Origin of the sequence: Rhodobacter sp. NTK016B, from assembly GCF_017303295.1 — a bacterium.
GTDB lineage: Bacteria > Pseudomonadota > Alphaproteobacteria > Rhodobacterales > Rhodobacteraceae > Pararhodobacter.
Genome location: NZ_JAFKOK010000001.1, coordinates 313472 through 339824, shown reverse-complemented (window position 1 = coordinate 339824; position 26353 = coordinate 313472). Strand labels below are relative to the sequence as shown.

At 65.7% G+C, this 26353-nt stretch carries 23 protein-coding genes, 2 tRNA genes and 1 pseudogene; 10 read left to right on the top strand and 16 right to left on the bottom strand.

Annotation, left to right across the window (positions count from 1 at the left end; all coding sequences use genetic code 11):
* From JI664_RS01680 to JI664_RS01665, 4 genes are all read right to left on the bottom strand, one after another.
* Window positions 1-627, bottom strand: coding sequence for a glutathione S-transferase family protein (locus tag JI664_RS01680; RefSeq protein ID WP_207011962.1), 627 nt, complete (start codon window positions 625-627; stop codon window positions 1-3).
* A complete protein-coding gene (locus tag JI664_RS01675) occupies window positions 624-2486 on the bottom strand; it encodes a biotin carboxylase N-terminal domain-containing protein (RefSeq protein ID WP_207011961.1) in 1863 nt (620 codons plus the stop codon). Before JI664_RS01675 ends, JI664_RS01680 begins: the two co-directional genes overlap by 4 nt.
* Window positions 2483-4024, bottom strand: a complete 1542-nt coding sequence (locus JI664_RS01670; RefSeq protein WP_207012097.1) for an acyl-CoA carboxylase subunit beta — start codon at window positions 4022-4024, stop codon at window positions 2483-2485. Before JI664_RS01670 ends, JI664_RS01675 begins: the two co-directional genes overlap by 4 nt.
* 136 nt (window positions 4025-4160) lie before the next feature.
* Window positions 4161-5021 carry a 3-keto-5-aminohexanoate cleavage protein gene (locus tag JI664_RS01665; protein ID WP_207011960.1) on the bottom strand — a complete coding sequence of 287 codons (861 nt, stop codon included), beginning with the start codon at window positions 5019-5021 and terminating at the stop codon, window positions 4161-4163.
* A gap of 90 nt (window positions 5022-5111) precedes the next feature.
* Between JI664_RS01665 and JI664_RS01660 the strand changes: the two genes are divergently transcribed.
* Together JI664_RS01660 and JI664_RS01655 are read left to right on the top strand one after the other, a co-directional pair.
* Complete coding sequence (locus JI664_RS01660) at window positions 5112-5702, top strand: TetR/AcrR family transcriptional regulator (protein WP_207011959.1); 591 nt, start codon at window positions 5112-5114, stop codon at window positions 5700-5702.
* Between the two features lie 92 nt (window positions 5703-5794).
* Window positions 5795-8107, top strand: coding sequence for a molybdopterin-dependent oxidoreductase (locus JI664_RS01655; RefSeq protein ID WP_207011958.1), 2313 nt, complete (start codon window positions 5795-5797; stop codon window positions 8105-8107).
* A 180-nt stretch (window positions 8108-8287) separates the two neighbouring features.
* Here the strand turns inward: JI664_RS01655 and JI664_RS01650 are convergent.
* Window positions 8288-8373 (bottom strand) — tRNA-Leu (locus JI664_RS01650).
* Entirely contained in the window at window positions 8373-8687 is a 315-nt protein-coding gene (locus JI664_RS01645) for a hypothetical protein (protein ID WP_207011957.1), read from the bottom strand. Before JI664_RS01645 ends, JI664_RS01650 begins: the two co-directional genes overlap by 1 nt.
* A 104-nt stretch (window positions 8688-8791) precedes the next feature.
* On the opposite strand from JI664_RS01645, the gene JI664_RS01640 reads away from it, so the two are divergent.
* Complete coding sequence (locus JI664_RS01640; RefSeq protein WP_207011956.1) at window positions 8792-9280, top strand: hypothetical protein; 489 nt, start codon at window positions 8792-8794, stop codon at window positions 9278-9280.
* 146 nt (window positions 9281-9426) lie between these two features.
* Entirely contained in the window at window positions 9427-9894 is a 468-nt protein-coding gene (locus JI664_RS01635) for a hypothetical protein (protein ID WP_207011955.1), read from the top strand.
* 157 nt (window positions 9895-10051) lie between these two features.
* Here the strand turns inward: JI664_RS01635 and JI664_RS01630 are convergent.
* Window positions 10052-10776, bottom strand: a pseudogene (locus tag JI664_RS01630) (IS5 family transposase); the annotation flags it as partial.
* A 229-nt stretch (window positions 10777-11005) separates the two neighbouring features.
* On the opposite strand from JI664_RS01630, the gene JI664_RS01625 reads away from it, so the two are divergent.
* Window positions 11006-12649, top strand: a complete 1644-nt coding sequence (locus JI664_RS01625) for a 3-(methylthio)propionyl-CoA ligase (RefSeq protein ID WP_207011954.1) — start codon at window positions 11006-11008, stop codon at window positions 12647-12649.
* Between the two features lie 196 nt (window positions 12650-12845).
* Here the strand turns inward: JI664_RS01625 and JI664_RS01620 are convergent, their stop codons facing one another.
* From JI664_RS01620 to fabI, 4 genes are all read right to left on the bottom strand, one after another.
* Entirely contained in the window at window positions 12846-14465 is a 1620-nt protein-coding gene (locus tag JI664_RS01620) for an MBL fold metallo-hydrolase (protein ID WP_207011953.1), read from the bottom strand.
* A 103-nt stretch (window positions 14466-14568) separates the two neighbouring features.
* The gene (gene gpt, locus JI664_RS01615; protein WP_109535237.1) at window positions 14569-15087 is read right to left on the bottom strand and encodes a xanthine phosphoribosyltransferase; all 519 of its coding nucleotides are present in this window, start codon (window positions 15085-15087) and stop codon (window positions 14569-14571) included.
* Between the two features lie 11 nt (window positions 15088-15098).
* Window positions 15099-15710 carry a LysE family translocator gene (locus JI664_RS01610; protein WP_207011952.1) on the bottom strand — a complete coding sequence of 204 codons (612 nt, stop codon included), beginning with the start codon at window positions 15708-15710 and terminating at the stop codon, window positions 15099-15101.
* 13 nt (window positions 15711-15723) lie between these two features.
* Entirely contained in the window at window positions 15724-16542 is an 819-nt protein-coding gene (gene fabI, locus JI664_RS01605; protein ID WP_207011951.1) for an enoyl-ACP reductase FabI, read from the bottom strand.
* Between the two features lie 141 nt (window positions 16543-16683).
* Here fabI and pdxH point away from each other — a divergent pair, with 141 nt between their 5' ends.
* From pdxH to JI664_RS01585, 4 genes are all read left to right on the top strand, one after another.
* A complete protein-coding gene (gene pdxH, locus JI664_RS01600) occupies window positions 16684-17367 on the top strand; it encodes a pyridoxamine 5'-phosphate oxidase (protein WP_207011950.1) in 684 nt (227 codons plus the stop codon).
* A gap of 95 nt (window positions 17368-17462) precedes the next feature.
* Window positions 17463-17981, top strand: a complete 519-nt coding sequence (locus JI664_RS01595; protein WP_207011949.1) for a cold-shock protein — start codon at window positions 17463-17465, stop codon at window positions 17979-17981.
* A gap of 5 nt (window positions 17982-17986) precedes the next feature.
* Window positions 17987-18484, top strand: coding sequence for a DUF192 domain-containing protein (locus tag JI664_RS01590; RefSeq protein WP_286173751.1), 498 nt, complete (start codon window positions 17987-17989; stop codon window positions 18482-18484).
* 86 nt (window positions 18485-18570) lie between these two features.
* Window positions 18571-18647, top strand: a tRNA-Pro gene (locus JI664_RS01585).
* A 34-nt stretch (window positions 18648-18681) separates the two neighbouring features.
* On the opposite strand, the gene JI664_RS01580 is transcribed toward JI664_RS01585, so the two are convergent.
* From JI664_RS01580 to dctP, 5 genes are read right to left on the bottom strand one after another with little or no spacing between them, the layout of a single operon-like run.
* Window positions 18682-20253: an indolepyruvate oxidoreductase subunit beta family protein gene (locus JI664_RS01580; protein ID WP_207011948.1), complete on the bottom strand. Its 1572-nt coding sequence runs from the start codon at window positions 20251-20253 to the stop codon at window positions 18682-18684.
* Window positions 20250-22406, bottom strand: a complete 2157-nt coding sequence (locus tag JI664_RS01575) for an indolepyruvate ferredoxin oxidoreductase subunit alpha (RefSeq protein WP_207011947.1) — start codon at window positions 22404-22406, stop codon at window positions 20250-20252. Before JI664_RS01575 ends, JI664_RS01580 begins: the two co-directional genes overlap by 4 nt.
* A 25-nt stretch (window positions 22407-22431) precedes the next feature.
* Window positions 22432-23754 (bottom strand): TRAP transporter large permease, encoded by a 1323-nt coding sequence (locus JI664_RS01570; RefSeq protein ID WP_286173750.1) that lies wholly within the window; start codon window positions 23752-23754, stop codon window positions 22432-22434.
* A gap of 11 nt (window positions 23755-23765) precedes the next feature.
* Window positions 23766-24263, bottom strand: a complete 498-nt coding sequence (locus tag JI664_RS01565) for a TRAP transporter small permease (RefSeq protein ID WP_207011946.1) — start codon at window positions 24261-24263, stop codon at window positions 23766-23768.
* A gap of 2 nt (window positions 24264-24265) precedes the next feature.
* Window positions 24266-25231: a TRAP transporter substrate-binding protein DctP gene (dctP, locus tag JI664_RS01560; protein ID WP_207011945.1), complete on the bottom strand. Its 966-nt coding sequence runs from the start codon at window positions 25229-25231 to the stop codon at window positions 24266-24268.
* 190 nt (window positions 25232-25421) lie between these two features.
* On the opposite strand from dctP, the gene JI664_RS01555 reads away from it, so the two are divergent.
* Window positions 25422-26336 (top strand): LysR family transcriptional regulator, encoded by a 915-nt coding sequence (locus JI664_RS01555; protein WP_207011944.1) that lies wholly within the window; start codon window positions 25422-25424, stop codon window positions 26334-26336.
* The last annotated feature ends 17 nt before the right edge of the window (window positions 26337-26353 follow it).

Sequence of the window (26353 nt, the reverse complement as noted above, 5' to 3'; positions counted from 1 at the left end):
CTACTCCGCGAAGCTTGTGCCATGGGCATTGGCGCGCGCGAAAGCCGGGCGCGCGGTGATCCGCTCAAGCCAGCCGCGCGTCTGCGGTTTCAGATGCGCGCCAAGCCCGATGACATCCGCCAGATAGAGCGCGTAGCCCACCGTGATATCGGCGGCGGTGAAGCGCCCGGCGCACAGATACTCGGCCCCGTCGAGCCGCGCGTTCACCAGTTTCAGGCGCGAGAAGAACCATTGCGTGTAATCCTCGACCACCTGTTTCTGGCGCCGCTCGGCCGGCTCGAACCGACCGTAGCGCAGCACCAGCGTCTGCGGGAAGGTCAGCGTGGCATCGGCGTGGTACATCCAGTTCAGCCAGTCGCCATAGGCCGGATCACCGGGCGCCACATCCAGCATGCCCGCGCCGTAAACGCGCGTCAGGTAATGAACGATGGCGCTGGATTCGGTCATCCGTGTCTCGCCATCGGTGAGATAGGGCACGGTGCCCAGCGGGTTGATCTGCGTGAAATCCGGGTCGTGCAGGCGCGGCGGGAAGGGCAGAGTGTGCAGCCGATAGTCCAGCCCCAGCTCTTCCAGCGTCCAGAGAACGCGCAGCGAGCGCGAATCCTTGCTGTGCCACAGTTCGATCATGGGTCCTCCTGCGGGTCGATTTCGATCAGAAGCTGGCGCGCGCGAACCTGCGCCCCGTGGGCCAGCGACAGCCGCGCGATCCGGCCCGAAACCGGGGCGCGCAGCGGATGTTCCATCTTCATCGCTTCAAGCACGGCAAGCGTCTGTCCTTGGGCCACGCTGTCGCCCTCGGCCACCGACAGGGCCGTGACGCTGCCCGCCATCGGTGCCAGCACGCGTCCGTCGCCGCCCGTCTCGCGCGTCTCGGCGGGGGCCAGAGTGACATCGCGCAGGATCAGGTCGCCCAAATAAACCGTCGCGCCCGCGGTGACGCAGGGCAGGGCGCGCGCCACGCCGTCGATGCGCGCGCGGATCTGGCCCGGCTCGCGGGTTTCGAGCGTCACGGCGCGTCCATCGGGCAGACGCGCTGTCGCGCCGTCGAGCGTCAGGGTAACGGAATGAGTGCTGCCCCCCATCTCGAAGCGCCGGGTCAGGACAGGGGCGGGGCCGGTGGTGAAGCCGAAACGCGGCGCGGGGGCGCCCGCCAGCACCAATACGGCGAGTGCCAGAAGCGCGGGATCGGGCAGCGACACGGCGTCGGGTGCGGCATCGCGGATCAGGAAGGCGGTCGTGGCGGCGCCTGCGACAAAAACCGGATGCCCGACGACGCCGCGCAGGAAGGACAGGTTGCTGCCAAGACCCAGAAGCGCCGTGTGATCCAACCCTTCGGCCAGCCGCATCCGCGCGGTTTCACGATCCGGGCCATGGGCGATGAGCTTGGCCAGCATCGGGTCATAGCCCGCGCCGATCTCGATCCCCTCGGCCAGCGCATCGTCCGAGCGCAGGCCCGGCCCGGGTTGCCAGCGCAGCACGCGCCCGGTCTGCGGCAGAAAGTCCTGCGCCGGGTCCTCGGCATAGAGCCGGACCTCGATGGCATGGCCGTTTAGCGCGATCTCGTCTTGCGTAAGCGGCAGCGCCTCGCCCCGCGCGACGCGGATCTGCCAGTCGACAAGGTCGATCCCGGTCACCGCCTCGGTCACCGGATGTTCGACCTGCAGACGGGTGTTCATTTCCAGAAACCAAAACTCGCCGTCTTCCAGCAGGAATTCCACCGTCCCCGCACCGACATAATCGCAGGCGCGGGCGAGCGCGATGGCCGCCGCGCCCATCCGTGTGCGCAGATCGGCATCGACGGCGGGCGAAGGCGCTTCCTCGACCACCTTCTGATGGCGGCGCTGGATCGAGCAGTCGCGCTCGCCCAGATGCACCACGTTGCCATGGCTATCGCCGAAGATCTGCACCTCGACATGGCGCGGGTCGAGCAGCGCTTTCTCGACGATCAGCCGTCCGTCGCCGAAGCTCTTGGCGGCTTCGGACGCCGCGCGTTCCAGCGCCTCAGACAGATCGGCGTCGCGCGTGACCAGCCGCATCCCTTTGCCGCCACCGCCCATCGCCGCCTTGACCATCAGCGGCAGGCCGATGGCACCCGCATCGCTGGCGTCGCCGCCGGGCAGGCAGGGGACGCCAGCCGCCTGCGCGGCCTCCTTGGCGCGACCCTTGTCGCCCATCAGCGCGATCGCCTCGGGCGAGGGGCCGATGAAGACCAGCCCGGCCTTTGCGCAGGCCCGCGCGAAGTCTGCATTTTCGGACAGGTAGCCATAGCCCGGATGGACCATCGCCGCGCCGCTTGCGCGCGCGGCCTCAACGATCGCCGCCCCGTCCAGATACGAGGGCACGACCCGCGCCAGATCCGCCGCGCGCGCATGCGGCGCCGAGGGCTCGTCCGGCGTGTGGATCGCCACGCAGCCATAGCCCAGGGCGCGGGCGGTGCGCATGACCCGCAGGGCAATCTCGCCCCGGTTGGCAATCAGGATCTTCATAGCCGCGCCACCCCGAACGTGGTCTCGCGCGTTACCCGCGCGTCTTCGCCCGCGATCACGCCCAGAACCAGCGCCAGGACGTTGCGCGTGGCCTCGGGCGCGATGATCCCGTCGTCTTCCAGCCGCGCGGACGAGGCCAGTGCCGTCGTCGCCTCGGCCAGCATCGCCGTGGTCCCCTGTTCCAGCGCGTCCAGCTTGGCGTCATCAACCGCACCGGCGCGGCGCATCTTGGCTTCCGACACGATGCGCATCACCTGGCCCGCCTGCGCCGGTCCCATGACCGAGGTCCGCGCATTCGGCCAGGCGAACAGGAAGCGCGGATCGAAGCCGCGCCCGCACATCGCGTAATTGCCCGCGCCATAGCTGCCCCCGACCACGACCGAGAGCTTCGCCACCCGCGCATTCGCCACCGCCTGGATCATTTTCGAGCCATGCTTGATGATCCCCGCGCGCTCGGGCTCGGTGCCGACCAGAAAGCCGGTCGTGTTGTGCAAAAACAGCAGGGGCATCCCCGCCTGATCGCAAAGCTGGATGAATTGCCCCGCCTTCGCTGCGCCCTCGGCGGTGATCGGGCCATTGTTGCCGATGATGCCCACCGCGTGCCCTTCGATCCGCGCCTGCCCGCAAACTGTCGCGGCATCGTAACCCGGCTTGAAGTCGAGAAAGTCCGAGCCATCCACCAGCCGCGCGATGATCTCGCGGCAATCATAGGACTGCTTGGCATCGGCGGGCACCAGCGCGGCCAGATCCGCCGCGGGATAGAGCGGCGGCGCGAAAGCCACGGTTGGCGCGTCTTCGGGCCAGGGAAGCGCCGCGATCACGTCGCGCGCCAACCGGATGCCGTCGGCATCGTCCTCGGCCAGATAATCTCCGACGCCCGAAACCTGCGTATGCATCAAAGCCCCGCCCAGCTCTTCATCGGTTGCCACCTCGCCGGTCGCGGCCTTCAGCAGCGGCGGGCCGGCCAGATACATCGTCGCCTGACCCCGCACCATGATCACGTGATCCGACAGGCCCGGCTGATAGGCGCCCCCCGCCGTGGCCGAGCCATGCACCACCGTCACCTGCGGGATGCCACGCGCCGACAGCCGCGCCTGATTGGCAAAGCCGCGCCCGCCGGGGATGAAGACTTCATGCGCATATTGCAGATTGGCGCCGCCCGACTGGCTCAGGCTGACCAGCGGCAGCCGGTTTTCCAGCGCCACTTCCTGCAGCCGCAGCTTCTTGGCCAGCCCGTCGGGCGTTACCGTTCCGCCCTTGACCGCGGAATTGTCGACCACCACCACGCAGGACCGCCCGCAGATCCGCCCGATCCCGCCGATCGCCCCGGCCCCCGCCCCGGTCCCGTCTCGGTCGCCATAGCGTTTCCATCCGGCATAGGGGCACAGCTCCAGCCAAGGCGCGCCGGGGTCCAGAAGCAGCGCCAGCCTTTCGCGCGGCAGCAATTGCCCGCGCGATTCCGCCCGTGCACGCGCGCCTTCCGCCGCCGCCTCGACCGCATCGCGCACCGCCGTGACGGGCGCCATGGCGTCCGCCATCGCCGCCGCATTGGCCGCGCGCGCGCCTTCGTCCAGCAGGGATGTCAGAACCGCCACGATCGCGCCCCCATCTTTAATCTCCAAATATCCTCGGGGGGCGCGGGGGGCAGACGGCCCCCCGCTCCGCATTCTCCGCTCATCCCAGCCCCCAGATCCGGCGCGCCTCGTCCGCCGAGGCCAGCTTGCGCCCTGCCGCGCGCGCGGTATCGGCCAGTGCCGAGATCAGTGCGCCGTTGCCCGCAGCCCGGCTGCCATCGGGCAGATAGAACGTGTCTTCGAGCCCGGTGCGCAAATGCCCGCCCAGTTCGGCCACGCGGGCGTGAAGCGGCCAGATTTCGGCCCGGCCGATCACCGTGGCCTGCCACGGACAGCCTTCGGGCCGATAGCGCAGCAAGAGCGGCAGCAGGTCGGGATCGGCGGGCATGCCCGAGGCCACGCCCATCACGAAATTTACCTGCGGGCGGCGGACCATGCCGGTTTCGGCGAACATCCCGACCGAGCGGACGATGCCGGTATCGAAGCACTCGAATTCCGGCTTCGTCCCGGTTTCGGCCATCGCCTCGACGATCTCGGCGACTTTCTCGACGGGATTATCGAACAGCATCGGCGGCCAGGCCCAGCTGCCGTCCGAGCGGGTTTTCAGGTAATTGAGCGAGCCTGCATTGCAGGCGGCGATCTCTGGGCGACCTGCGCGCAGGCAGGCGATCGGGCCCGACTGGTCACGGCCCGTCACCCCGGTGGTAAAGTTCAGGATCACGCCGGGGCAGGCCTCGCGGATCGCAGCGGCGATTTCGGCGGCAAGCGCCGGGTCCCAGCTTGGCAGGTGACCGCGCCCCTCGGCCTGATCGCGGAAATGCACATGCATGCAGACCGCGCCCGCTTCCCATGCCTCCCGCGCGCTGGCGGCCAGTTCGGCGGGCGTCACCGGAACATGGTGGAGGCGCGGATCGGTCAAGACGCCCGTCAGCGCACAGGTGATGATTGCGGCATCGGCCATAAGGTCCTCCCTCGGGGGCAGGCTAGCGAGTCATCAGCGACCAAGCAAGCGCTTGGTTGTTTCAGCCGGGAACTTGCGCTAACAAAGATCATGCGCGCGCAACTTTTCGATCCCGAGAATTCCCGTGACCGGCTTCTGGCTGCCGCCGCGCGGCTGTTCCGGCAGCAGGGCTACCGCGCGACGACGGTGCGCGGGATCGGAGCCGAGATGGGGCTGTTGTCGGGCAGTCTGTTCCATCACGTCCGCTCGAAGGAAGAGATCCTGTTTGGCGTGATGGAGCGGGTGATCGCGGCGATGCTTGAGGATCTTCGCGCCGAACTGGCCGGGGCGCCGGATACCCGCGCCCGTCTGCGCGCGCTGATTGCGGTCGAGCTGAGCTATCTGCACGGCCCCTGCGCGGATGCGACGGCGGTGTTATTCCACGAATGGCGCGCGCTGTCGCCCGAGCGGCAGGCGGTGCTGCTGTCGGGACGGGACGCCTATTTCGCGCTCTGGCATTCGGTGCTGCAAAGCGCGCGCGACGAGGGTCTCACCCGCGTCGACCCTGCGGTTTTGCGCCAATTGCTGCATGGTGCGCTGGCTTGGACCAGCTTCTGGTACCAGCCCGGCGGCGCGCTGGATCTGCCCGCGCTGACCGATCACGCGCTGGCGATGGTGGCCGCGCCGCCCGGGCCCGGTTAAGGCTGCCACCGCCGCCGGTCCCGGCGGCAAGCGCGACTATGTCATTGACAAGCGGCGCAGAACCGCATGGGACGAGACAGAGAGGAGACAGCATGGACGGACACGCGCGCACCCCCCTCGTTGGCACGCATTGGGGCCATTTCCGGGTTTCCGCCGATGCCTCGGGCATCCGCGACGTGCAGCCCTACGAGGGCGACGACAACCCGTCGTGCTATGGCGCTTCGCTGGCTGACGGCTTCGACACCTCGGTGCGGATCGCGCAGCCGATGGTACGCAAGGGCTGGCTGGAAACCCGCGATGGCACCGGGCGCAGCAAGGGGCAGGGCCCGTTCGTGCCGGTGTCGTGGGACACCGCGCTCGACCTTGTCGCAGGCGAGCTTGAGCGCGTCCGCAGCACCATGGGGAACGAGGCGATCTATGGCGGCAGCTATGGCTGGGCCAGCGCCGGCCGCTTTCACCACGCCCAAAGTCAGGTCCACCGATTTCTCAATGGGATCGGCGGCTATGTCAGTTCGCGCAATTCCTATTCCGCCGCCGCGGCGGAGGTGATCGTGCCGCATGTTCTGGGCCTTTCGCCCTATACCGTCATCGAGCCCAGCTACGAGGAAATCCTGGCCCATGGCAGCCTGATGGTCGCCTTTGGCGGGGTCTGTCCGCATAACAATCAGGTCGTGCCCGGCGGCGTGCTGCGCCACAACGACCGCGCGCTGCTGTCGCAGTTTCGCGAGCGCGGCATCGAGTTGGTCAATATCAGCCCGATGCGGCAGGACGTGCCGGCCTATATGGATCAGACCTGGGTGCCGATCCGCCCCGGCACGGATGTCGCGCTGATGATGGGCATCGCGCATGAACTCATCACGCATGATCTGTGCGATCAGACCTTCCTCAACAGCCACACCGTCGGGTTCGACGATCTCGCCGCCTATATCACCGGCAAGGCAGACGGATGCGTGCGTGACGCTGACTGGGCGGCGGCGCTGTGCGGGGTCGAGGCCGGGCAAATCCGGGCGCTCGCGCGCAAGATGGTCGGGCGACGCACGGTGATCGCGCTGAGCCTGTCGATGCAGCGCGCCGAATTCGGCGAACAGCCCTATTTCATGGGGATCGCGCTGGCCGCCATGCTGGGCCAGATCGGCTTGCCGGGCGGGGGCGTGGGCCTGTCATGGGGCAATAACGGGCGCGGGCTTTTCGGCACCCGGCGGGTCAATTTCAGCTGGGGGAAGCTGCCGCAGGGTTCTAACCCGGTCGAGGCCTTCATCCCCGTCGCCCGCATCGCGGACATGCTGGCCAATCCCGGCGCGCCCTTCGATTACGATGGCCAGCGCTATCAATATCCCGATATCCGGCTGGTCTATTGGGCGGGCGGCAATCCGTATCACCATCATCAGGATCTGGCCAAGCTCGAACGCGCGTGGGAGCGTCCCGAGACGATCATCGTGCAGGATTCCGTCTGGACCGCCAGCGCGCGGCGCGCCGATATCGTGCTGCCCGCGACCACCTTTCTGGAACGCGAGGACGTGGTCTGCGGTCTGGGCCAATCGGTCTCGTTCAGCGCGCAGGCGGCGGCTCCCTATGCGCAGGCGCGCGACGATTACGCGATTTTCTCGGATCTCGCGCGGCGGATGGGCACCCATGACGCCTTTACCGAGGGCCGCGACAGCGCCACTTGGATCCGCCATATCTATCAGCAAAGCCGCGACAACGCGGCGGCGGCGGGGATCCAGCTTCCCGATTTCGAAACCCTGCGCACGCTCGAAGTGGTGGATGTGACAGACCAGCTGCCCCGCTCGACGCATCCGCTCGAGGAGTTCCACAACGACCCGCTCGGCGCGCCGCTGGGCACACCTTCGGGGCGTATCGAGCTCAGTTCCGAGCGGCTCGCCTCGTTCGGCTATGACGATTGCCCGCGCCATCCCGTCTGGCTTGAGCGCAAGGAATGGCTGGGCGCGCCGCTGGCCTATCGCTTTCCCTTGCACCTGCTGTCGCCGCAACCGCAGAACCGGCTGCACAGCCAGTTCGATTTCGGCCGCGCCAGTCGCGACGCCAAGATCGAGGGGCGCGAGGTGATGATCATGTCCTGCACCGATGCCACGCAGCGCGGCTTGACCGACGGCGATATCGCGCGGGTCTACAACGATCGCGGCGAGACCTTTGTGGGCGTGCGCGTGACCGACGCCCTGATGCAGGGCGTGGTGCAATTGCCGACCGGCGCGTGGTACGACCCCGACGAGGACGGCATCGACCGCCACGGCAATCCCAACGTGCTATGCGCCGACCGCCCGACCTCGCGGCTGGCCATGGGCCCGACCGCACAATCCTGCCTGGTGCAGGTCGACAAACATACTGGTCCGCTGCCCGAAATCCGCGTCTTCACCCCGCCCCTGATCGAGCGGGCGGAGGACTGAGCGCGCCGGGGCGCGGAATGAGTTCGCGTGGCTGCGCTCCATCAACCTGAATGGGCGCCGCGCGGGGCAGTGTCGTCTGTCAGGGCTATCAGGACGCAGGCGTCACCTGCGTGCCAGCCGCAGACGTTTCTGCGCGGGGTCGAGGGAAAGAGAAGTCGTAACAGCCAAGACCTTGAGGGCTGGTAGCCGCTGTGGGACTCGAACCCACACGCCCATCCGGGCAACGGATTTTAAGTCCGGTCTGTCTACCATTCCAGCAAGCGGCCTAACCGTTTTCTTTCAACACGTTAACGGCATGGTTGCAAGAGAAATCCGAAGCCGTTTTAACGGGTGCTTCAAGATTCGTTTTCTGGCCCCTTTCTGTTCCCGCGCCGGGATTGGGCTTCGGTGGCGCGGGCGCGCTGCCGCGTGGCGCCTGCGTAAAGTGGGCCACCATGCGGGCGCTGGAATGGCCGTTGGCGGACATGATCAGCTCATCGCTGCAGCCGAGCGCGGCCAATTCCGCGGCGGCCGTGTGGCCTAGGGCGTGGATTGCGTCAGTATCAACGTGAATGGTGACGGCGCGAATGGGGACCAGCACGTCATGGACCTGGTGGCCCAAGGCGTCAAGACCGGCCTCAGCCGCTTCGACCGCGCGCTTCCGGGCCGCGTGCGCGAGATCCAGTCCAACCCGAGGTGCCGCTGATGGCTCTGACCTTTCCCCTCGCGCTGGACGAGTTCTTCGCCGGGCTGCCCGTGGCGGAATGCGAATTCCATCTGTCCGCGTCGCTGGCGATGAGCCGGAGACGCGGGGGCAGCATCAAAACCGCCCGCTTTGCCGAGCGGCTATGGACGGGCAAAGTGACGCTGGCCATGCAGGAACCCGGCGCAACGGCGGTCGAGGCGAAAGTCTCGGCGCTGCTGGAACCGGGGCGTTCGTTCTTCGTGCATCCATTGCCGTTCTGCTATCGGCAGGGGGATCCCGATGGGGCAGGGATCGCTGGTGGTCTACCGGTGATCTACAGCATTGCGTCGGGTGGACGCGAGATAAGGATCTCTGGTTTGCCTTTGGGCCATACTTTGAGCATCGGGGACAGCCCGCCGCGCGAATGCGCCATCGGGCGTCAGGCCGATGTCAGCGCCGGAGACAGGCTCGATGTCGCGGTGCTGGCGCTGGCCCTGGTGCAGGCCTGACACAATGCGGACAAGCGCGTCTGCGGTTCCTAGCTCAGCACGTATCTGGAGCAGCTCCAGCATTGAAAGTTCATCCCCTTTGCGAAAAGGGTTGGGCCTGATGATCGGTTTGTTGCGCGCTGTTATGCCCTGTGCGACCTTGAGCCATGGTCAGCAACCGCCCCCCTGAGATCTTCCGCATCGATCCGATATTTCCAAGGATTCTGGCCGTCGCCGCGGTCTGCTTCATCCTGTACGGTACTTACCTCGGCATAACAGATGATCTCGGTGTGTCCTTCGCCGGCGTCGGTGTGCTGATCGGCTTGGCGTGTATCCCTTTTTCCCGGCATGCGTTCGCGGCGCTCTACGACGATCACCTTCGCGTCGGCAAGGAAGTGATCAGGTACCGCGATATTGTTGCCGTGATGCACGGGGAACTTGCCCTCGGCAGAGTCGGGAGTGTCAGAGATGCCCGACAACCGTTCCTGCTGATCCAAACCAGGCAATCGGAAGTGCCTAAGGTCGTCCGCGTGGCCTTTGTTCAGGGCGGAGTCGCCCGGCTCAGGGCGCGCCTGGAACTTAGGGTGGCTGAGGTGAACGGGCAGAGCGAGCAGACGATTGAGCCTTCGACCTGAGAGCGTATGTCTGAGGGTCGACAGGCTCGACCCCGTATTTCTGGGGCGAAGCGCGGCCTTCGTAGGCGTCTTCGCTTGGTGTCAGGATTCGCGTGAATCTCTTTAGCAGCGGGCAATCCGCTTGACTGCTAGGCTCCAGCCTCGTTGTCTTTCAAAACTAGAAGATGACAGTTGCGGCGAGGGCGATGGCTGAGAGGAAGACGTTCGGGCTCCTGTCGTAGCGGGTCGCAACGCGGCGCCACTCCGTGAGCTTGCCGTGCATGATCTCGCATCACTGCCCGACAGTGCATCGCAAAGCGATGTCCCGAGAGGGGCGGTTGCGCCGCTTGTAGCGGCGCTTGTCGTATTTGACAGGCTTGCTTCGGAACTTCCGGCCCGGGATGCAAGGCTTGATGCCCTTGTCCTGCTGGGCTTCACGATACCAGTCGGCGTCATAGCGCCGATCGGCCAACAGCCATTCGGCCCCTGGCAGGCTGCTCAGCAGGGCCGCCGCACCGGTGTCGTCGCTGACCTGACCGGCTGTCACGAAGAACTTGGTCGGGCGGCCCTTCGCGTCCGTGACGGCATGCAACTTGGTTTTTATGCCACCCTTTGTCCGCCCAATCAGCCTGCCACGCCCCCTTTTTTCAACCGCAGGCTCGAAGCCGTGCGGCGCGCCTTGAGATACTTGCGCAGGCTCTTTCGAACGCATGGCGTTCGCCTGCTCACGTCAATCATCACTGTCTTCGGGTCGGCGGCCTCGGCAGCAAGCCCTTCCATCATCCGGGCGAAAACACCCATGTCGCTCCAGCGCTCCCATCGGTTGTAGAGGGTCTTTGTTGGACCAGACTCTGGCGGCGCATCGGACCAACGCAAGCCATTGCGATTGATGAAGCCTATCCCGTGTTCAGTCCCGGCATCTGGTGCGATCCATTCGACGGAATGGAAGGAACCACTATGGGACAAGTTCGCCATGGCAGCGCCACGTACTGTTACCCGACAGGCGATTTGCATGGCAAACCCACCGGGTGACTCGCGGGCAGCAAAAGCTGCGACGTGGCGTCCTGCGTCTGGTATCTTGACCGTCCCGGCGCAGGGGTTAGGCATAAGGCAGACAAAGGGAGGACCCTGAATGCTTGGTCAGATGATGAGCCAGCCGCTGCTGATTTCCAGCCTGCTGGTGCATGCCGAACGCCACCACGGCAACCGCGAGATCGTCACGCGCCGCCCCGAGGGCGATATCCACCGCACGACCTGGAAAGGCCTCTCGAAACGCTCGCGCCAGCTCGCCAATGCGCTCGAAGGGCTGGGGCTGAAAGCCACCCAGCGCGTCGGCACGCTGGCATGGAACACCGACCGCCATCTCGAACTCTATTACGGTGCTTCGGGTGCGGGCATGGTTCTGCACACGCTGAATCCGCGGTTGCATCCCGATCAGCTGGTCTGGATCGCCGACAATGCGGGCGATCAGGCGATCTTCTTCGACCTGCAATTCCTGCCGCTGATCGAGGCGACGGCGCATCGCTACGAATCGGTCAAGCATTTCGTGCTGATGTCCGACCGCGCGCATATGCCCGCCGAGACAAAGATCCCCGGGCTTATCTGCTATGAAGAGCTGGTCGAAGCCGCCTCGGATCACTACGACTGGCCGCAATTCGACGAACATCAGGCCTCGTCGCTGTGCTACACCTCGGGCACGACCGGCAATCCCAAGGGCGTTCTCTATTCCCACCGTTCGACCGTGCTGCACGCCTATGCGGCCGTCGCGCCCGATGCGCTGAACCTGTCGTCGCGCGACTCGGTCCTGCCGGTGGTGCCGATGTTCCACGTCAATGCCTGGGGCCTGCCCTATTCGGCGGCGATGGTGGGCGCGAAGCTGGTCTTTCCGGGGCCGGGCATGGACGGAAAATCGCTGTTCGAGCTGTTTGAGACCGAAGGCGTGACCGTCTCGGCGGGCGTGCCGACCGTGTGGCAGGGGCTGCTCGCGCATGTCGAAGCCGAGGGCGCGCGCTTCTCGACGATGAAACGCACGGTGATCGGCGGGTCGGCCTGTCCGCCCGCCATGCTGCGCGCCTTCGACGAGACATACGGGGTCGAGGTGCTGCACGCCTGGGGCATGACCGAAATGTCGCCGCTTGGGACGGTCTGCACGCTGAAAGGCGGGCAGGAAGACCTCGAAGGCGAAGAGCGTTTCGCCGTGCTCTCGAAACAGGGCCGGGCGATCTTTGGCGTCGACATGAAGATCGTCGGCCCCGAGGGCGAGGAACTGCCCTGGGACGGCGAAACCTCGGGCGAACTTCTGGTGCGCGGCCCGTGGATCGTCGATAGCTATTACAACCGCCACGGCGACGACATTCTGCGCTTCGACAAGGCGGGGCTGGGCTGGTTCCCGACGGGCGACGTCTCGGTCATCGATCCTGACGGCTTCATGCAGATCACCGACCGTACCAAGGACGTGATCAAATCGGGCGGCGAGTGGATCTCGTCCATCGATCTCGAGAACATCGCCATGGGCCATCCCGGCGTCGCCATGGCCGCCTGCATCGCCGCCCATCACCCGAAATGGGACGAGCGCCCGCTTCTGGTGGTGATGAAGAAACCCGGCGCCGAGGTAACGAAGGACGACATCCTCGCTCATCTCGACGGCAAGATCGCTAAGTGGTGGACGCCCGATGACGTGGTCTTCGTCGACCAGATTCCGTTGGGCGCGACGGGCAAGATGCAGAAGAACAAGCTGCGCGAAGAGTTCAAGGATTACAAACTGCCGACGGCATAAGCGCGGGGCGATGAGAGGGGGCTGTCTGCCCCCTCTTGGCCTGCGGCCAATTCACCCCCGAGGATATTTATGGATCAAAGATGCGCAGGGTTAACAAACTCTGAAGGCCCATCTTTAATCCACAAATATCCTCGGGGGGTTCCAAGGGGGGCAGACAGTCCCCCTTGGCCCCGGCCTGCCAGAAGCCGGCCATGTCTCAATCCGGGTGGCTGCCCTGCCACTCCTCAAGCGCCGCGCGCAGGTGGCGGATCAGCACGGCACGGTTTTTTTCGTCACTCGCGCCGCTCAGGGCTTCGTTGAGGTCGAGGAACAGTTTCGACACATCGTTGTGCCAGTCGAGGCTTGCCACCGCGTCGGGCCGCAGCCGGGGCGGGGGGCGGCGCGGGTTGTCGGGCAGGGCTTTGGGGCCCGCCGGGGTCAGCGTGAAGCCTTCGTCCAGCACCGGGCGCAGCACCGGCAAGGGCGACAGAGCCTCGGCTTCGGCCTGCGCCAGCGCGTCCATCGCGGGCGCTTCGCCGTGGGTCAGGAACAGTGCCTGCCGGATTGGCGCGCGGGCGGCGATCCAGGCTTGCAGTTCCGGCCCGTCCGCGTGGCCGGAATAGAGGTCCATCGCCCGGATGCGGGCGCGCACCTCGATCGGTTCGCCATGGATGCGTACGCGTTTCGCCCCGTCGAGCAGAATGCGTCCCAGCGTGCCCTGCGCCTGATAGCCTGCCATCATCACCGTCGCGGCCTCGGACCACAGCCAGCGCTTCAGCCGGTGACGGATGCGCCCGGCCTCGCACATGCCCGAGGCGGCGATGACGATGTGGAAGCCGTCGATCGCGTCGAGCCGTTTCGACTCTTCGACATCCTGCGTGATATGCAGCCAAGACGCATGCACCGCCCGGCTGAGCGCGCCGCCGCTTTCAAGGATACGGTGGTGGCGGTCGAAGATCTCGGTCGCGCGGGCGGCCAGTGGGCTGTCGAGATAGACCGGGATTTCGGGCAGCGTGCCGTCCTCGAACAGCCGTGCCAGATCGGCGATCAGTTCCTGCGCGCGCTCGACGGCGAAAGAGGGGATCAGCAGCACGCCATCGGGCCGCATCGCCGCGCGGATCTCTTCGCCCAGAAGCGCGCGGCGGACCTCGTCCGAGGCCGAGAGCCGGTCGGTGCCGCCATAGGTGCTTTCGCAGATCACGTAGTCCAGCCCGGACGGGCCTTCGGGATCGGGATGCAAAAGCTTGAAGGCCGGGCCGATATCGCCCGAGAACAACAGCCGCATCGGGTCGCGGTGGCCGGGGATCATCACCTCGATCTCGATTGAGGCCGAGCCCAGCATATGCCCCGCATTCCAGAACCGTGCGCGGGTGCCGGGCAGGACCGCGATCCACTCGCCGTAATCGGCGCCCCGGAACTGGGCCATGGTGCGCGCGACATCCTCGCCGTCGTAGATTGGCGTCACCGTGTCACGGTTCCAGCGCGCGCGGCGGCGGTTGAGCTGCTTGACCTCGAGCGCCTGAATATGCGCGGAATCGGGCAGCATGACGCCGCACAGATCGGCGCAGGCCCGCGTCGCGTGGATCGGCCCGGCGAAGCCCGCGCGCACCAGTTTGGGCAGCAGCCCGGAATGGTCGATATGGGCATGGGTCAGCAGCACCGCGTCGATCTTGGCGGCGTCGAAAGGGAAGGGGCGGTAGTTCAGCTCTTTCTCGGTCTTCGAGCCCTGCACCATGCCGCAATCTATCAGCAGCGTCCCGGTCGCGGTTTCGAGCCGGAAGCACGAACCGGTTACCGCGCGCGCGGCGCCGTGGAAGGTCAGGGTGGGGAACGTCATGCGGGCACCTCCGAGCGCATCCTCGCCCTCAAAGGCCCGTCGTGCAACGGAAAACCCCGGCGCGGGGCCGGGGTTCGTCAGGGGGCTGCAAGCCGAGAGCGGTTCAGTCGCGCCCGCGATAGGGCTCGACATATTGCAGCGCCATGTCCCACGGGAAGAAGATCCACGTGTCCTGGCTCACGCCGGTGATGAAGGTGTCGGTCTGCTTCTCGCCCTCGGGCTTGGCATAGACGCAGGCGAAATGCGCCTTGGGGTAAAGCTTGCGCACCAGTTCCAGCGTCTTGCCGGTATCGACGAGGTCGTCGACGATCAGGATGCCTTCGCCGTCGCCCATCATCTCGGCATCAGGCGATTTGATGACCTGCGCTTCGCGGCGCATGTCTTCCTTGCCGCCGCCGGAATGATAGGACTTCACGCTGATCGTATCGACCGTGCGGATATCGAGTTCACGCGAGACGATCATCGCGGGCGCCATGCCGCCGCGGGTGATGGCGACCACGGCGCGCCAGTTGCCATCTTCGGGGCCACGGCCCTGCAGGCGCCAGGCCAGCGCGCGTGCGTCGCGATGGAGCTGGTCCCAGCTGACATGGAAGCCTTTTTCGTGCGGCAGACGGTCGTTCATCTATGTCTCCTTCAGCGGGATAGCAGCAGGCGCAGCCCCAGCGCGCCCAGAACAGCACCGGCGGTGCGGTCGATCCAGAGCTTGGCGCGCAGATAGGCGCCGCGCGCGGCGGGATGCGAGAGGGTCAGCGCAATCAGCGCATAGCCCAGAAGCTCGAGCATGAAATGCGCGCCGATCACCAGTGCGCCGTCGCGCAGGCTCAGCCCGGCGGGAAAGATCACCACCAGCACCGCGCCCGCGAACAGGACCGATTTCGGATTGCCCAGATTGACCAGCATCCCCGACACGAAGGCCCGGCCCCAGCGGCGACGCCCGGTCTGCCCTTCGCCAAGCGGCGCACCGGCTTCGCGCCAGAGCTGGATCGAGATCCAGATCAGGTAAAGCGCGCCCGCAAGCTTCATCGCCCCGAAGGCCCAGGGCACCAGTGCGAAAAGCGCGCTCAGCCCGGTCAGAGCAGCCAGCGTCCAGCAGGCCGCGATCAGGCCCAGACCGGCCCCGGTGGCAATGCCCGTGCCCAGACCTCCGGTCAGCGTGTTGCGCATGGCCAGCAGCATGGCGGGCCCCGGCACCGCAAAGGCGGCCCCGAGGGTCAGAACGAAGGTGAGAAGCTGCGCGCCGGTCATCGCGGGGCGCCCGTCAGTCGGGCTTCTTGCCCGCGTCGATATCGGGCGCGTCGACGGCTTTCATGCCGACGATGTGATAGCCCGCATCGACATGAAGCGTCTCGCCCGTGGTGCCCGAGCCCAGATCGGACAGCAGGTAGAGCGCGGCCTTGCCGACCTCTTCCTGCGTCACGTTGCGGCGCAGCGGCGCGTTCAGCTCGTTCCACTTCATGATGTAGCGGAAATCGCCGATCCCCGAAGCGGCCAGCGTCTTGATCGGCCCGGCCGAGATGGCGTTGCAGCGGATGCCGTCCTTGCCCAGATCCTCGGCGATATACATGACCGAGGCTTCCAGCGCCGCCTTGGCCACGCCCATCACGTTGTAATGCGGCATGACCTGCTCGGCGCCGTAATAGGTGAGCGTCAGCATCGAGCCGCCATTGGGCATCATCGCGGCTGCGCGCTTGGCTACGGCGGTGAAGGAATAGACGGAAATGTCCATCGTCGTCAGGAAGTTCGCGTGCGACGTGTCGACATAGCGCCCGCGCAGCTCGTTCTTGTCGGAAAAGCCGATCGCGTGGACGAGGAAGTCGATCTCGGGCCATTCGGCCTTTAGCGACTCGAACATCGCGTCGACCGAATCCATCTTGGACACATCGCATTCGAAGAGCCGCGGCACGCCCAGTTGTTCGGCCAGCGGCACCACGCGCTTCTTCAGCGCTTCGCCCTGATAACTGAAGGCGAGTTCCGCACCCTGCGAGGCCAGCGCCTGAGCGATCCCCCAGGCAATGGATTTGTCGTTGGCGAGGCCCATAATAAGGCCCTTCTTGCCCGCCATTAGCCCTGCTGACATCGCGGTCTCCGGATCCTGATCTTGCGTAAAGTGCAGCTATAGGCCGAAGGCCTTGGCGCATCAAGGGTTCGTGCTCTTGCCAGTGGATATGGAAAGCTGCGAGTGTCGGCACGGTTGCAATCGAGACCCGGAGTCAGTGCCATGAGCGACGCCCCCCACAATGACCGCCCGAACGGGCCGCAGACCGACGAAGAGGCCGGGCAGGATGTGGCGCGTGACGGTATCTTTTCCGGCGAAGATCCGTTTCTGATCGCGAAACGATGGCTCGCTGAAGCTGAGTCCTCGGAGGTGAACGACCCTAACGCGATTGCTCTCTCGACGGTTGATTCGGACGGGCTGCCGAATGCGCGGATGGTCCTGCTCAAAGACATCGAAAGCCATGGCGCGGGGCAGGGGGCTTTCGTCTTCTATACGAACTACGAAAGCGTGAAGGCGCGAGAGATCGAACAGGCAGGAAAAGCCGCCTTCGTCATGCATTGGAAATCGCTGCGGCGGCAGATCCGTGTGCGTGGCCTCGTGACACGGGAAAATGGTGAAAAAGCAGATGCTTACTACCAAAGTCGGTCTTTACAGTCACGGCTCGGCGCCTGGGCGTCGCGGCAGTCTCAGCCGCTGGCCTCGCGCGGGGCGCTGATGGCAGAGGTGGCGAAGATGAGTTTGCGCCACGGCACCCATCCGCCGCGGCCCGAATTCTGGGGCGGATTCCGCATCGCTCCGGTTGAAATCGAGTTCTGGGCCGATGGCGCCTTCCGGTTGCATGACCGCTTCCGCTTTACGCGCGTTGCCGGTTCAGACAGGTGGCTGACCCAGCGTCTCAACCCGTGAAATTCACGCTTCGTGAAACGACCAAGCCTTGTGTTCCGTACATTTTACGTGGATGCTGACCATTGGTTGGTGATTGTATGGTTGGGACTCTACGAATGGTTGAGGTTGAGCGAGGTCTTCCGCGTGTTCGCGGGAGCGTTAAGTGGTTCGATCCCGGAAAAGGCTTCGGGTTCATCGTGGCCGATAGTGGCGGGCCGGACATTCTGTTGCATGTCAATGCGTTGCGGAATTTCGGTCAAAGCTCGGTCTGTGATCGCGCGGGAATCGAAGTGACCGTGCAGCAGACACAGCGGGGATTGCAGGCCGTCGAGGTCTTCGAAATCACGCCGCCCGAGGATGCCACGCCGGATGCCGAGACGGAGATTCCCGTCGATCCGGACGTGCCGCTCGAACCCGCGCGGATCAAATGGTTCGACAAGGTGAAGGGGTTCGGCTTCGCCAATGTCTTCGGTCGTAACGAAGACGTGTTCATTCACATGGAAGTGCTGCGCAAATCGGGCTTTGCCGAGTTACAACCGGGCGAAGCGGTCGGTTTGCGGATCGTCGATGGCGAACGGGGCCGTATGGCCGTGTCCATCGCGTCGTGGGAGACCGCGCTGCACAAGAAGGGATGATCGCGATGCAGGGAAAAACGTGGGCCGGTGCCGTGCTGGCGAGCTGGCTGGTTGTGTTGTCGATGGCGGTTCCTGCCATGGCCGAATGCCGCCCCGATCAGGTACAGCTGCGCGGCGATTTTGGCACAGCGGCTTTCTCGGTCGAAATCGCCGATGACGATGCCGAGCGTGCGCAGGGCCTGATGCACCGCGAAAGCATGGGCCGGTTTGCCGGTATGCTCTTCGTTTTCGAGCGTCCGCAGCGCGCGGTGTTCTGGATGGAGAACACGCTCATCCCCCTCGACATGCTGTTCATCGATGATCAGGGCGTGGTCCAGCATGTGCACGAAAATGCCGTGCCGATGGACCGCACGCCAATTGATGGCGGCATGGGGATTCAATACGTGCTTGAGATCAATGGCGGCATGGCCAGCCGCCTGGGCATCGAAGAGGGCGCCGAATTACGCCATCCCGCGATCGCGGCCGGAGCGGGCGAAGGCGCCGCCTGGCCCTGCGGCGAATAAACCCCGACGCGTCACCCTTTTCCACAGTGGATAGGGTGACGTTTCGCTCTTCCTTGTCACCTTTCAGTGGTCTATGACGCGCCTGTCGGGGCGTGGCGCAGCTTGGTAGCGCGACGGTTTTGGGTACCGTAGGTCGTAGGTTCGAATCCTATCGCCCCGACCATTTCTCTTAAGTATCGGACGCAAGTGTTTCCCGGTCAGGCGGGCGCTTTGTCGTCGGCGAAGCTGCGGATCGTGGCGAGCGTGCCTTCGACCGCCGATAGCTCAGGCGTGTTCAGCGCCGAGTCCATCAGCCGCCGTGCCCAGTCTGCGGCGTCCCTGCGCCCTTCGACCAGCGCCAGCCCGGCAAGCACGACGTCGAACTTGCTGTGTCCGCGGCTATGGGTGTCGGAATAGCCCTTGATCAGCCGCCGCGCTTCCAGCGTCGCGATCGCCATCGCGTAATCGCGATTCAGTCGCGACTCGGCCAGCGTCAGCCATGCCTCGCGATGCGCGCTTTCCACCCGGTCGCGCCACAGGCTGCGGCGGAAGCGGCGCAAACCGCCCAAGCCATAAAGCAGCACGAAAGCGGGCAGGCGGCCGCTGCGCAATCTGCGGCCCTTGTTCACCATCCGGTCGAGCAGGCGGAACAGACGCGGCGAGGCCTCGATCCGGCGGCCCAGAGCGGCGGGCATGAGGCCGCAGATCTCTTCGGCGCGCGGATGCATGTATTCGGTCACCGCCAGAACCGCCGCGTCATCGGCCTGAACATGCGCGCGCACCCGCGCGAACCGGGTGCCGCGCGTTTTCAGATCGGCCACGCGGATGATGTCGTCATAGCACAGCGCATTCGCCAGATGCTTGGCCAGCGCGGTGGCATAGGTCCAGCCCTGCGCCTCGCCTCCGGCGGCGCGATCGGCCTCGGCCCCGCGCAGCACGCAATCGACATAGAGCGCGCCATAGCGAAGGTCCTGAAAATCCACCACCTTGCGCAATCCTGCCCCGGCCATTGCGCGGGCGGGATCGGGCAGGGCGTCGAGCCGGGCCGCCAGCGCCGCCCATTCCCTGCGCAACAGCTCCGGTCCGGCGATGCCGGGTTCGGGCGTTTCGGCCACGGCTGGCATCTCGGCCTCGGCGCCGTTTTGCGCGCGGGCATAGGCGTCGCCGAAGGCGCGCAAAGCCGCCCCGACACCCCGGCCCGAGGCACGGATCGCGGCCTCGAATGCCGCACGCTCAAAAGGCAGCGCGCCCGAGCCTGCCAGCGCCCCCAGCAAGCAATTGGTGATATGGCTGCCATTCTCGGCGGCCACCCGCTCCATATCCATCGCCACCAGATGGTTTGCCGCCTGATCCAGCGCCGCCAGCACCACCGCGCTGTCGGCACGCCCGTCGCCCGGCACCAGCTTTTCGGAAATCGCCAGAACGCGGTGGGTCGAGGTCACGAGGGTCGTGCGCAGGGGGGTCACGAAGCCCCGCTCGATCCCGCGCCCGGCTTCCATGATCTCGCCCGAGACGACGATGTCGATATCCCCCGGCGCGGGCATCAGCGAAAAGACCGCCTCGGCCCCGGTATCGGGCGCCATCTCGATATAATAGATCGTGGCGCCCGTGCGTTGCGCCACGCCCGGCACCGAGGTGCTTTGCGCGCGGTAGCCATTGGCCTCGGCGATGGCGACGATCCAGTCGGTCAGCTGACCGCAGCCCTGACCGCCGACGGCAAGAATGGCCAGCGTGATCAGTCCGTCGTCATCGGTACGGGCAGGGGTGAAATGTCGGGGATGTTCGCTCATGCCATCTCGGCCTTCTCGAAAGTCAGCCGCTTTTTCGCGCGGCGGCGTTGCAGGGCTGCGATCGCGCGGGTCGAGACGCGGGCATACCAGCGCTCAAACCAACCGGGATTGTGGACCGTGTCGACCTGAAAGAAGGATGGGCACAGCACGGCGGCATCGGCCACCTCGCCGCAATTGCCGCATCCCACGCAGCCGTCATCGATGGCGGCGACGGGATCGTCGCGCAGCGGGTCGTCGAGCGTCTTCATCGTCAGCGACGGGCAGCCTGACAACCGCATGCAGGCGTGGTCGCCGGTGCAGATGTCTTCGTCCACGCCGAATTTCGGCACCACGACCCGCTTGCCGTCACCGATGGCGGCGGCGCGTTGCGGGCGTTCGCGGCGCTGGCGGTTCAGCATGCATTCCGACGAAGCGACGATGACCTTCGGGCCTTTCACGGACGTGGTCAGCGCCTCGGTCAGGGTGTCGCGGACCTTGGTTACGTCATAGGTCCGGTCGATTTCGCGCACCCATTTGACGCCCACGCCTTTCACCGCGCCGGCAATCGAGTTGTTGGTGGCGCGCGTCGGATTCTCGGCGCGCGAGGACATGATGTCCTGCCCTCCCGTGGCGGCGGTGTAGTAATTGTCGACGACAACGATTACCCCGTCTGACTGGTTCAGAACCGCGTTGCCGATCGAGGTCGCGAGGCCGTTATGCCAGAAACCGCCATCGCCGATGACCGAGATGGGTCGTCGTTCGCCCCCGCCATCAAAAGCCCCGTTCGAGGCCGGTCCCAACCCGAAGCCCATCGTGGTGCCGCCCAGATCGAAGGGCGGCAGAATAGAGAACAAGTGACAGCCGATATCGCAGGCGATCTGGTGCGGGCCGATCTTCTGATCGACCAGCTTCATCGCCGCGAAAATCGGTCGCTCAGGGCAGCCGACGCAGAAACCCGGCGTGCGCACGGGGACTGCCGCGCTGAGATCGGGCACTGGCGGTGCGGCGGTGTCGTTGGGCGCGCGCTGGCGCGGATCGGCGGCGGGGACGCCGTTATCGGCCAGAAAGCCCGACAATGCGTCCAGCATCACGTCCGGCTGGTATTCGCCCGCCATCGGCAGATAGCCCTTGCCCTGCACGCGCGTGGGCAGGCCCTTGCGGTGGACCATGCTGCCAAAGGCCTGTTCTATGTAATTGGGCTGGCCTTCTTCGACCACCAACACCGCGTCCTTGCCGTCGCAGAAGGACAGGAATTCGGCCTCGGCCAGCGGATAGGTCACGTTGAGGACGTAGAGCGGGATCTGGCTGTTGCCGTTCAGATCGGCCAGCCCCAGCCGCCGCAGGCTGCGCATCACGGTGTTATACATCCCGCCCTGCAGCACGATGCCGACCTTGCCCGCCTTGGGCCCCATGAATTCGTTCAGGCCGTTTTCCATGATGAACTCGACCGCGCGCGGCCAGCGTTTCGAGACCTTCTCCTGCTCGTGCCGGAAAGCGAAGGGCGGCATCGCCAGTCGCTCGGTCGAACGGCGCGGCGCCGACAGCGCGTCCTTCACCGACAGGGGCGGGCGCTGGTTGTCGCGGGCCTCGAAGGCGCCATGGACATGGCAGGCGCGGATGCGCAGTTCCAGAATGACCGGCGTTTCGGTGGCCTCGGACAGCTCGAACCCGTCGCGCACGGCCTTGGTCATCGAGGTCAGGTTCGGGCGCGGGTCCAGCAGCCAGACCTGAGATTTCATCGCGAAGGCATGCGTGCGTTCCTGCATGATGGCCGAGCCTTCGCCGTAATCTTCGCCGACGATCATCATCGCCCCGCCGGTCACCCCGCCCGAGGCCAGATTGGCCAGCGCATCAGAGGCCACGTTCACGCCGACCGGCCCCTTAAAGGCCACGGCACCGCGGATCGGGTAATGAACCGACGCGGCCAGCATCGCCGTCGCCGCGGCTTCCGAGGCGTTCGCCTCGAACCGGACGCCCAGCTCGCTCAGGATCTCCTGCGCGTCGGCCAGCACGTCCATCAGGTGGCTGATGGGCGCGCCCTGATAGCCGCCGACATAGCCCACGCCGCATTCCAGCAGCGCCTTGGTGATCGCCAGAATCCCCTCGCCGCGAAACTCCTGTCCGGCGCCGATCCTGAGTTGTTCGACTTCCTTGGCGAAAGACCTCTCGGCCATGGTGTCTCCTTTCGGGTAAGGGGTTTCAGCGCGCGAAGAGCATGTCGGGCAGGAACAGCGCGACCTGCGGCCAGCCGATGATCAGCGCCAGAACGCCCAGCTGGATCAGCAGGAAGGGCACCACGGCGGTGGTGATCCGTCCCAGCGTGATCTCGGGCGGGGCTACGCCCTTCATCACGAAGAGCAAAAGGCCGAAGGGCGGGGTGATCAGCGCGACCTCAAGGCAGAGCAGATAGACCAGCCCCAGCCAGATCATGTCGACGCCGACCGCTTCGGCCATTGGGATGAAGAAGGGCAGGGTGATCATCATCATCGACACCTGATCGATGAAGCAGCCGAGTATCAGCAACACCGCGACCACGATCAGGATCACTTGCAGCTGGGTCAGCTCCATCGCCGTGAGCAGCCGCAACAGCCCCGACGCCGCGCCGGAAAAGGCAAGGATCTGCGAGAAGGTGGTCGAGCCCACGATGATGAACAGCAGCATCCCCGAGATCTTCGCGGCCTGCATCATCGCGTGCCCCAGATTGCCGAAGGACAGCCGGCCATAGAGCAGGGCTGCAACCAGCGTGGCCGCCACACCCACTGCCGCCGATTCCGTCGGCGTGGCAAAGCCACCCAGCAGGCTGCCGACCACGGCAAGGAAGATCGCGAAAAGCGGCACCACGTCGCGCAGGAAGGGCCACGCGCGCTGCAGGAAGGTTTCGCCCGATGCCGGTGCATCGGGCTCTTTCGCGTCGCCCACGATCAGCGAGCGGGCGATGATATAAGCCACGAACAGCACCGCCATGATCAGCGCAGGCATGATGCCGGCGATCAGCAGTTCGGAGATCGACAGTTTCGCAAGGCTGCCCAGCAGCACCGCCAGAGCCGAGGGCGGGATCAGGATGGCGATGCCGCCCACCGCGACGATGGGGCCGATCGCCAGTTGCGGCGCGTAGCCCTGCCGCAGCATCTGCGGCAGCAGCGTGCTGCCCAGCATCGCGGTATTCGCCATCGACGAACCCGAAAGCGCCGCGAACATCGTGCCCGAGACGACCGACACGATCGGCATCCGCCCCGGCACCCGGCGAATGAGCCGCTCGACTGCCGATATCGCGGCGGCCGCCATGCCGGTATGCAGCATCAACTCGCCCATGATGATGAACATCGGGATCGGTGCGAGCGAATAATTCTGCAGGGATTGCACGCCGTTGCGCACCATCAGGCCCAGCCCGGCAGGCCCGCCCAGAAACAACAGGCCGCCCGCGATATTCACGCTCAGGAAAACCAGGGCCACGGGCAGGCCGGTCATCATCAGCAGCGTGGCCAGACCCAGCAGGATCGTCAGTGCCCAGTACCATTCCATTGTCTTTGTCCTCAGATCGCCGCGCGTTCTTCGCGGCTGCGCAGCCCTGCGGCGCGCAGGACAAGCTCGACGCACAGGGCCGCGAAGCAGTAGGGCACCACGGTCAGGATCCACCATTCCGGGATCACGAAGCTGCGGATGAACAGCGTCCCGCGCTGCGCCGCGCTCAGCAATTCGCCGATTGCCAGCCAGCCCAGCCACCCGCACAGAACCGCGCCCCAGCCCCAGGCGAGCCGCTCGACCCCTTTGGCCAGCCGCGCGGGCAGGATCTGCAGCACGATATCGACCCGGACATGCGCGCCGACGGTCAGAATCCACGGCGCCAGCAGGAAGGTGGCGATCACCAGCCCCAGTTCGACCGCATCGACATGCCAGCTGAAATAGCGCAGCCCGAAGGGGCGCAGGATCACGTCCCCCACCGTCACCGCCACGCTCATCGCGAGAAGAAATGCGCCGAGCATGGCGGCGCATTTCACGATGGCATCAAAGATGCGCAACAGGGTCTGCATCGTCACTCCGCGCCTTCGGGCGCCAGCAACTCACGCAGTTCTGTCACGTATTCGGGCTGCAGACGTTCCAGCTCGGCCCAACCGGCATCGCTGGCGCGGCGAAGGAATTCCTCGCGCTGGTCGCCTTCCAGTTCGATCACCTGCACCCCGGCATCGGCCTGACGCTGAAGTTCCTCGTCCTGCAGGTCGAGCAGGATATGGTCCTCGCCCTCGACCCACAGAGCCGCCTCGCTAAGGCATTCCTGCGCGGCCGTATCGAGGCCGTTCCAGCGGTCCAGATTGACCAGGATGTTGCTGTCCGAGACGTAGAAGCCCGGATCGACGCGGTAGCGGATATGCTGATCCCAGCCCTGATCGAACAGGCCCAGACTGGTCCAGCCCAGCCCCTGCACCACGCCGCGTTCCAGCGCGGGATAGACCTCGGCGGGGGGGATCTGCACCACGGTGGCTCCCAGATCTTCGAAGAAGGCGCGATAGACCGGCGCGATGCGCAGCGTCACCCCCGACAGATCCAGCGGATCGGCCTCTTCTGTCAGGTACAGATGGAACGGAATCCCGTCCGAGGTGCGCGCCAGATAATAGGCGTTCATACGCTCGTTATGGATCCGGTTCAGCAACTCCCAGCCGCCATTCTCGCGCTGCTCGGCGGCGGTGTTGGTCGACAGCCGGATCGCCGAGGCGTCGGGCACGATCGAGGTGTAGAAGGACTGCGAGCTGAAGCCCACGTCCACCACGCCCCGGCGCACGGCTTCGCCCAGCTCGAAGGTTGGGATCGCCTCGGGACCGCCGACGAAATTGAGCGAGACGCTGTCGGCGCAGGTCTCGTTCACGTGGTCGATGAAGGCGGTCAGCGGAATGTTCTGCATCGTCCCCTGCGGGAACGCGGTCACCACGCGCAGCGTGGTCTGGGCGAGGGCCGGCGCGCCGATCAGGCACGACGCCATCGCCAAGGCGAGCGTCTTGTTCAAGGTAATCCTCCCTTTGGTCTCCCATCACGAAAAATACTGAGGTGGCTCCCCTCCAAGCCTCAGAATCGCGATTGGGTCATGCACGGATCGCGTTGCAAACAAGTGGTTTCGCGACCTGCTGAGGAACAGACTTCCAGTAACCTCGTCATTATGCCAATGCTTATGCGATCCAAACCCATGCGGAATTGTTATGAGCTTCAGCCATCGCCACCTGACCGCCTTCGTCACGGTCTCTGCGTTGCACAGCCTTGGCCGCGCCGCCGAACAGATGCATATCACCCAGCCCGCGCTGAGCCGGATCATCCGCAATCTCGAAGAGACACTGGGCGTGCGCCTGTTCGAACGTCATCCTCTGGGCATGACGCTGACCGCGCATGGTCAGGCCTTCCTACCGCGCGCCGAGCTGTTGCTGGCCGACTGGTCCGCGGCGATCGAAGAACAGCGCCACATCTCGGCGCTGACCACCGGCACGCTGCGCATCGGCTGCGTCGCGGGGGCGGTGAAGCCGCATCTGAACCGCGCGCTGCAGATCATGCTGAAGCGCCATCCGGGCCTGCGCATCATCGCCACCGAGGCGATCGAGGACAAGCTCACCGACGCGCTGGTGGCCGGGCAGATCGACCTAGCTGTCGCCGGCGAGATCGAAGGCTGGGCCCGTTACGGACTGCGCCAGAGCTATTACGCCAGCGATAGCTGGAACCTCTTCGTGGCCCCCGACCACCCCCTTTGTGCGCTAACCAAACCGTCGCTGTCGGATCTTCTGACCTATCGCTGGGTGATGGTGCCCGAGGACAGCATCGCCCGCGATCACCTGCGCGCGGTTTTCGGCACCCAATCGCTGCCGCCGCCCGATTGCGTGATGCAGACGCGCTCAATCACCGTCGCGGCGGCGACGCTGGTCGGGTCGGATTACATCACCATGATGCCCGACAGTCTGCTGGAAAGCGAGGTCGCGCTGGGCCGTCTCGTCAAGCTGCCCTTCGAGCCGCTCGCATGGCACCGCGCGCTGTTTCTTTATCGGCGCGACAAGGGCTCACTGTCGCCCGCCGCGCGCGAATTCATCGCGATCATGGCCGAAACCGGCGAGGCCCGGCCCGGCGCGTGATCCTGGCCCGATGCGCC

Excerpts from the sequence above, each read along its gene's own strand:
- JI664_RS01635 (WP_207011955.1), top strand. The coding sequence starts at position 9,427 with ATGGTCAGCAACCGCCCCCCTGAGATCTTCCGCATCGATCCGATATTT.
- JI664_RS01575 (WP_207011947.1), bottom strand. The coding sequence starts at position 22,406 with ATGGCCGAGAGGTCTTTCGCCAAGGAAGTCGAACAACTCAGGATCGGC.
- JI664_RS01570 (WP_286173750.1), bottom strand. The coding sequence starts at position 23,754 with ATGGAATGGTACTGGGCACTGACGATCCTGCTGGGTCTGGCCACGCTG.
- JI664_RS01565 (WP_207011946.1), bottom strand. The coding sequence starts at position 24,263 with ATGCAGACCCTGTTGCGCATCTTTGATGCCATCGTGAAATGCGCCGCC.
- fabI (WP_207011951.1), bottom strand. The coding sequence starts at position 16,542 with ATGTCAGCAGGGCTAATGGCGGGCAAGAAGGGCCTTATTATGGGCCTC.
- JI664_RS01665 (WP_207011960.1), bottom strand. The coding sequence starts at position 5,021 with ATGGCCGATGCCGCAATCATCACCTGTGCGCTGACGGGCGTCTTGACC.
- JI664_RS01590 (WP_286173751.1), top strand. The coding sequence starts at position 17,987 with ATGCAGGGAAAAACGTGGGCCGGTGCCGTGCTGGCGAGCTGGCTGGTT.
- JI664_RS01640 (WP_207011956.1), top strand. The coding sequence starts at position 8,792 with ATGGCTCTGACCTTTCCCCTCGCGCTGGACGAGTTCTTCGCCGGGCTG.
- JI664_RS01595 (WP_207011949.1), top strand. The coding sequence starts at position 17,463 with ATGGTTGAGGTTGAGCGAGGTCTTCCGCGTGTTCGCGGGAGCGTTAAG.
- JI664_RS01675 (WP_207011961.1), bottom strand. The coding sequence starts at position 2,486 with ATGAAGATCCTGATTGCCAACCGGGGCGAGATTGCCCTGCGGGTCATG.
- JI664_RS01610 (WP_207011952.1), bottom strand. The coding sequence starts at position 15,710 with ATGACCGGCGCGCAGCTTCTCACCTTCGTTCTGACCCTCGGGGCCGCC.
- JI664_RS01680 (WP_207011962.1), bottom strand. The coding sequence starts at position 627 with ATGATCGAACTGTGGCACAGCAAGGATTCGCGCTCGCTGCGCGTTCTC.
- JI664_RS01555 (WP_207011944.1), top strand. The coding sequence starts at position 25,422 with ATGAGCTTCAGCCATCGCCACCTGACCGCCTTCGTCACGGTCTCTGCG.
- JI664_RS01625 (WP_207011954.1), top strand. The coding sequence starts at position 11,006 with ATGCTTGGTCAGATGATGAGCCAGCCGCTGCTGATTTCCAGCCTGCTG.
- gpt (WP_109535237.1), bottom strand. The coding sequence starts at position 15,087 with ATGAACGACCGTCTGCCGCACGAAAAAGGCTTCCATGTCAGCTGGGAC.
- JI664_RS01655 (WP_207011958.1), top strand. The coding sequence starts at position 5,795 with ATGGACGGACACGCGCGCACCCCCCTCGTTGGCACGCATTGGGGCCAT.
- pdxH (WP_207011950.1), top strand. The coding sequence starts at position 16,684 with ATGAGCGACGCCCCCCACAATGACCGCCCGAACGGGCCGCAGACCGAC.
- JI664_RS01580 (WP_207011948.1), bottom strand. The coding sequence starts at position 20,253 with ATGAGCGAACATCCCCGACATTTCACCCCTGCCCGTACCGATGACGAC.
- JI664_RS01620 (WP_207011953.1), bottom strand. The coding sequence starts at position 14,465 with ATGACGTTCCCCACCCTGACCTTCCACGGCGCCGCGCGCGCGGTAACC.
- JI664_RS01670 (WP_207012097.1), bottom strand. The coding sequence starts at position 4,024 with ATGGCGGACGCCATGGCGCCCGTCACGGCGGTGCGCGATGCGGTCGAG.
- JI664_RS01660 (WP_207011959.1), top strand. The coding sequence starts at position 5,112 with ATGCGCGCGCAACTTTTCGATCCCGAGAATTCCCGTGACCGGCTTCTG.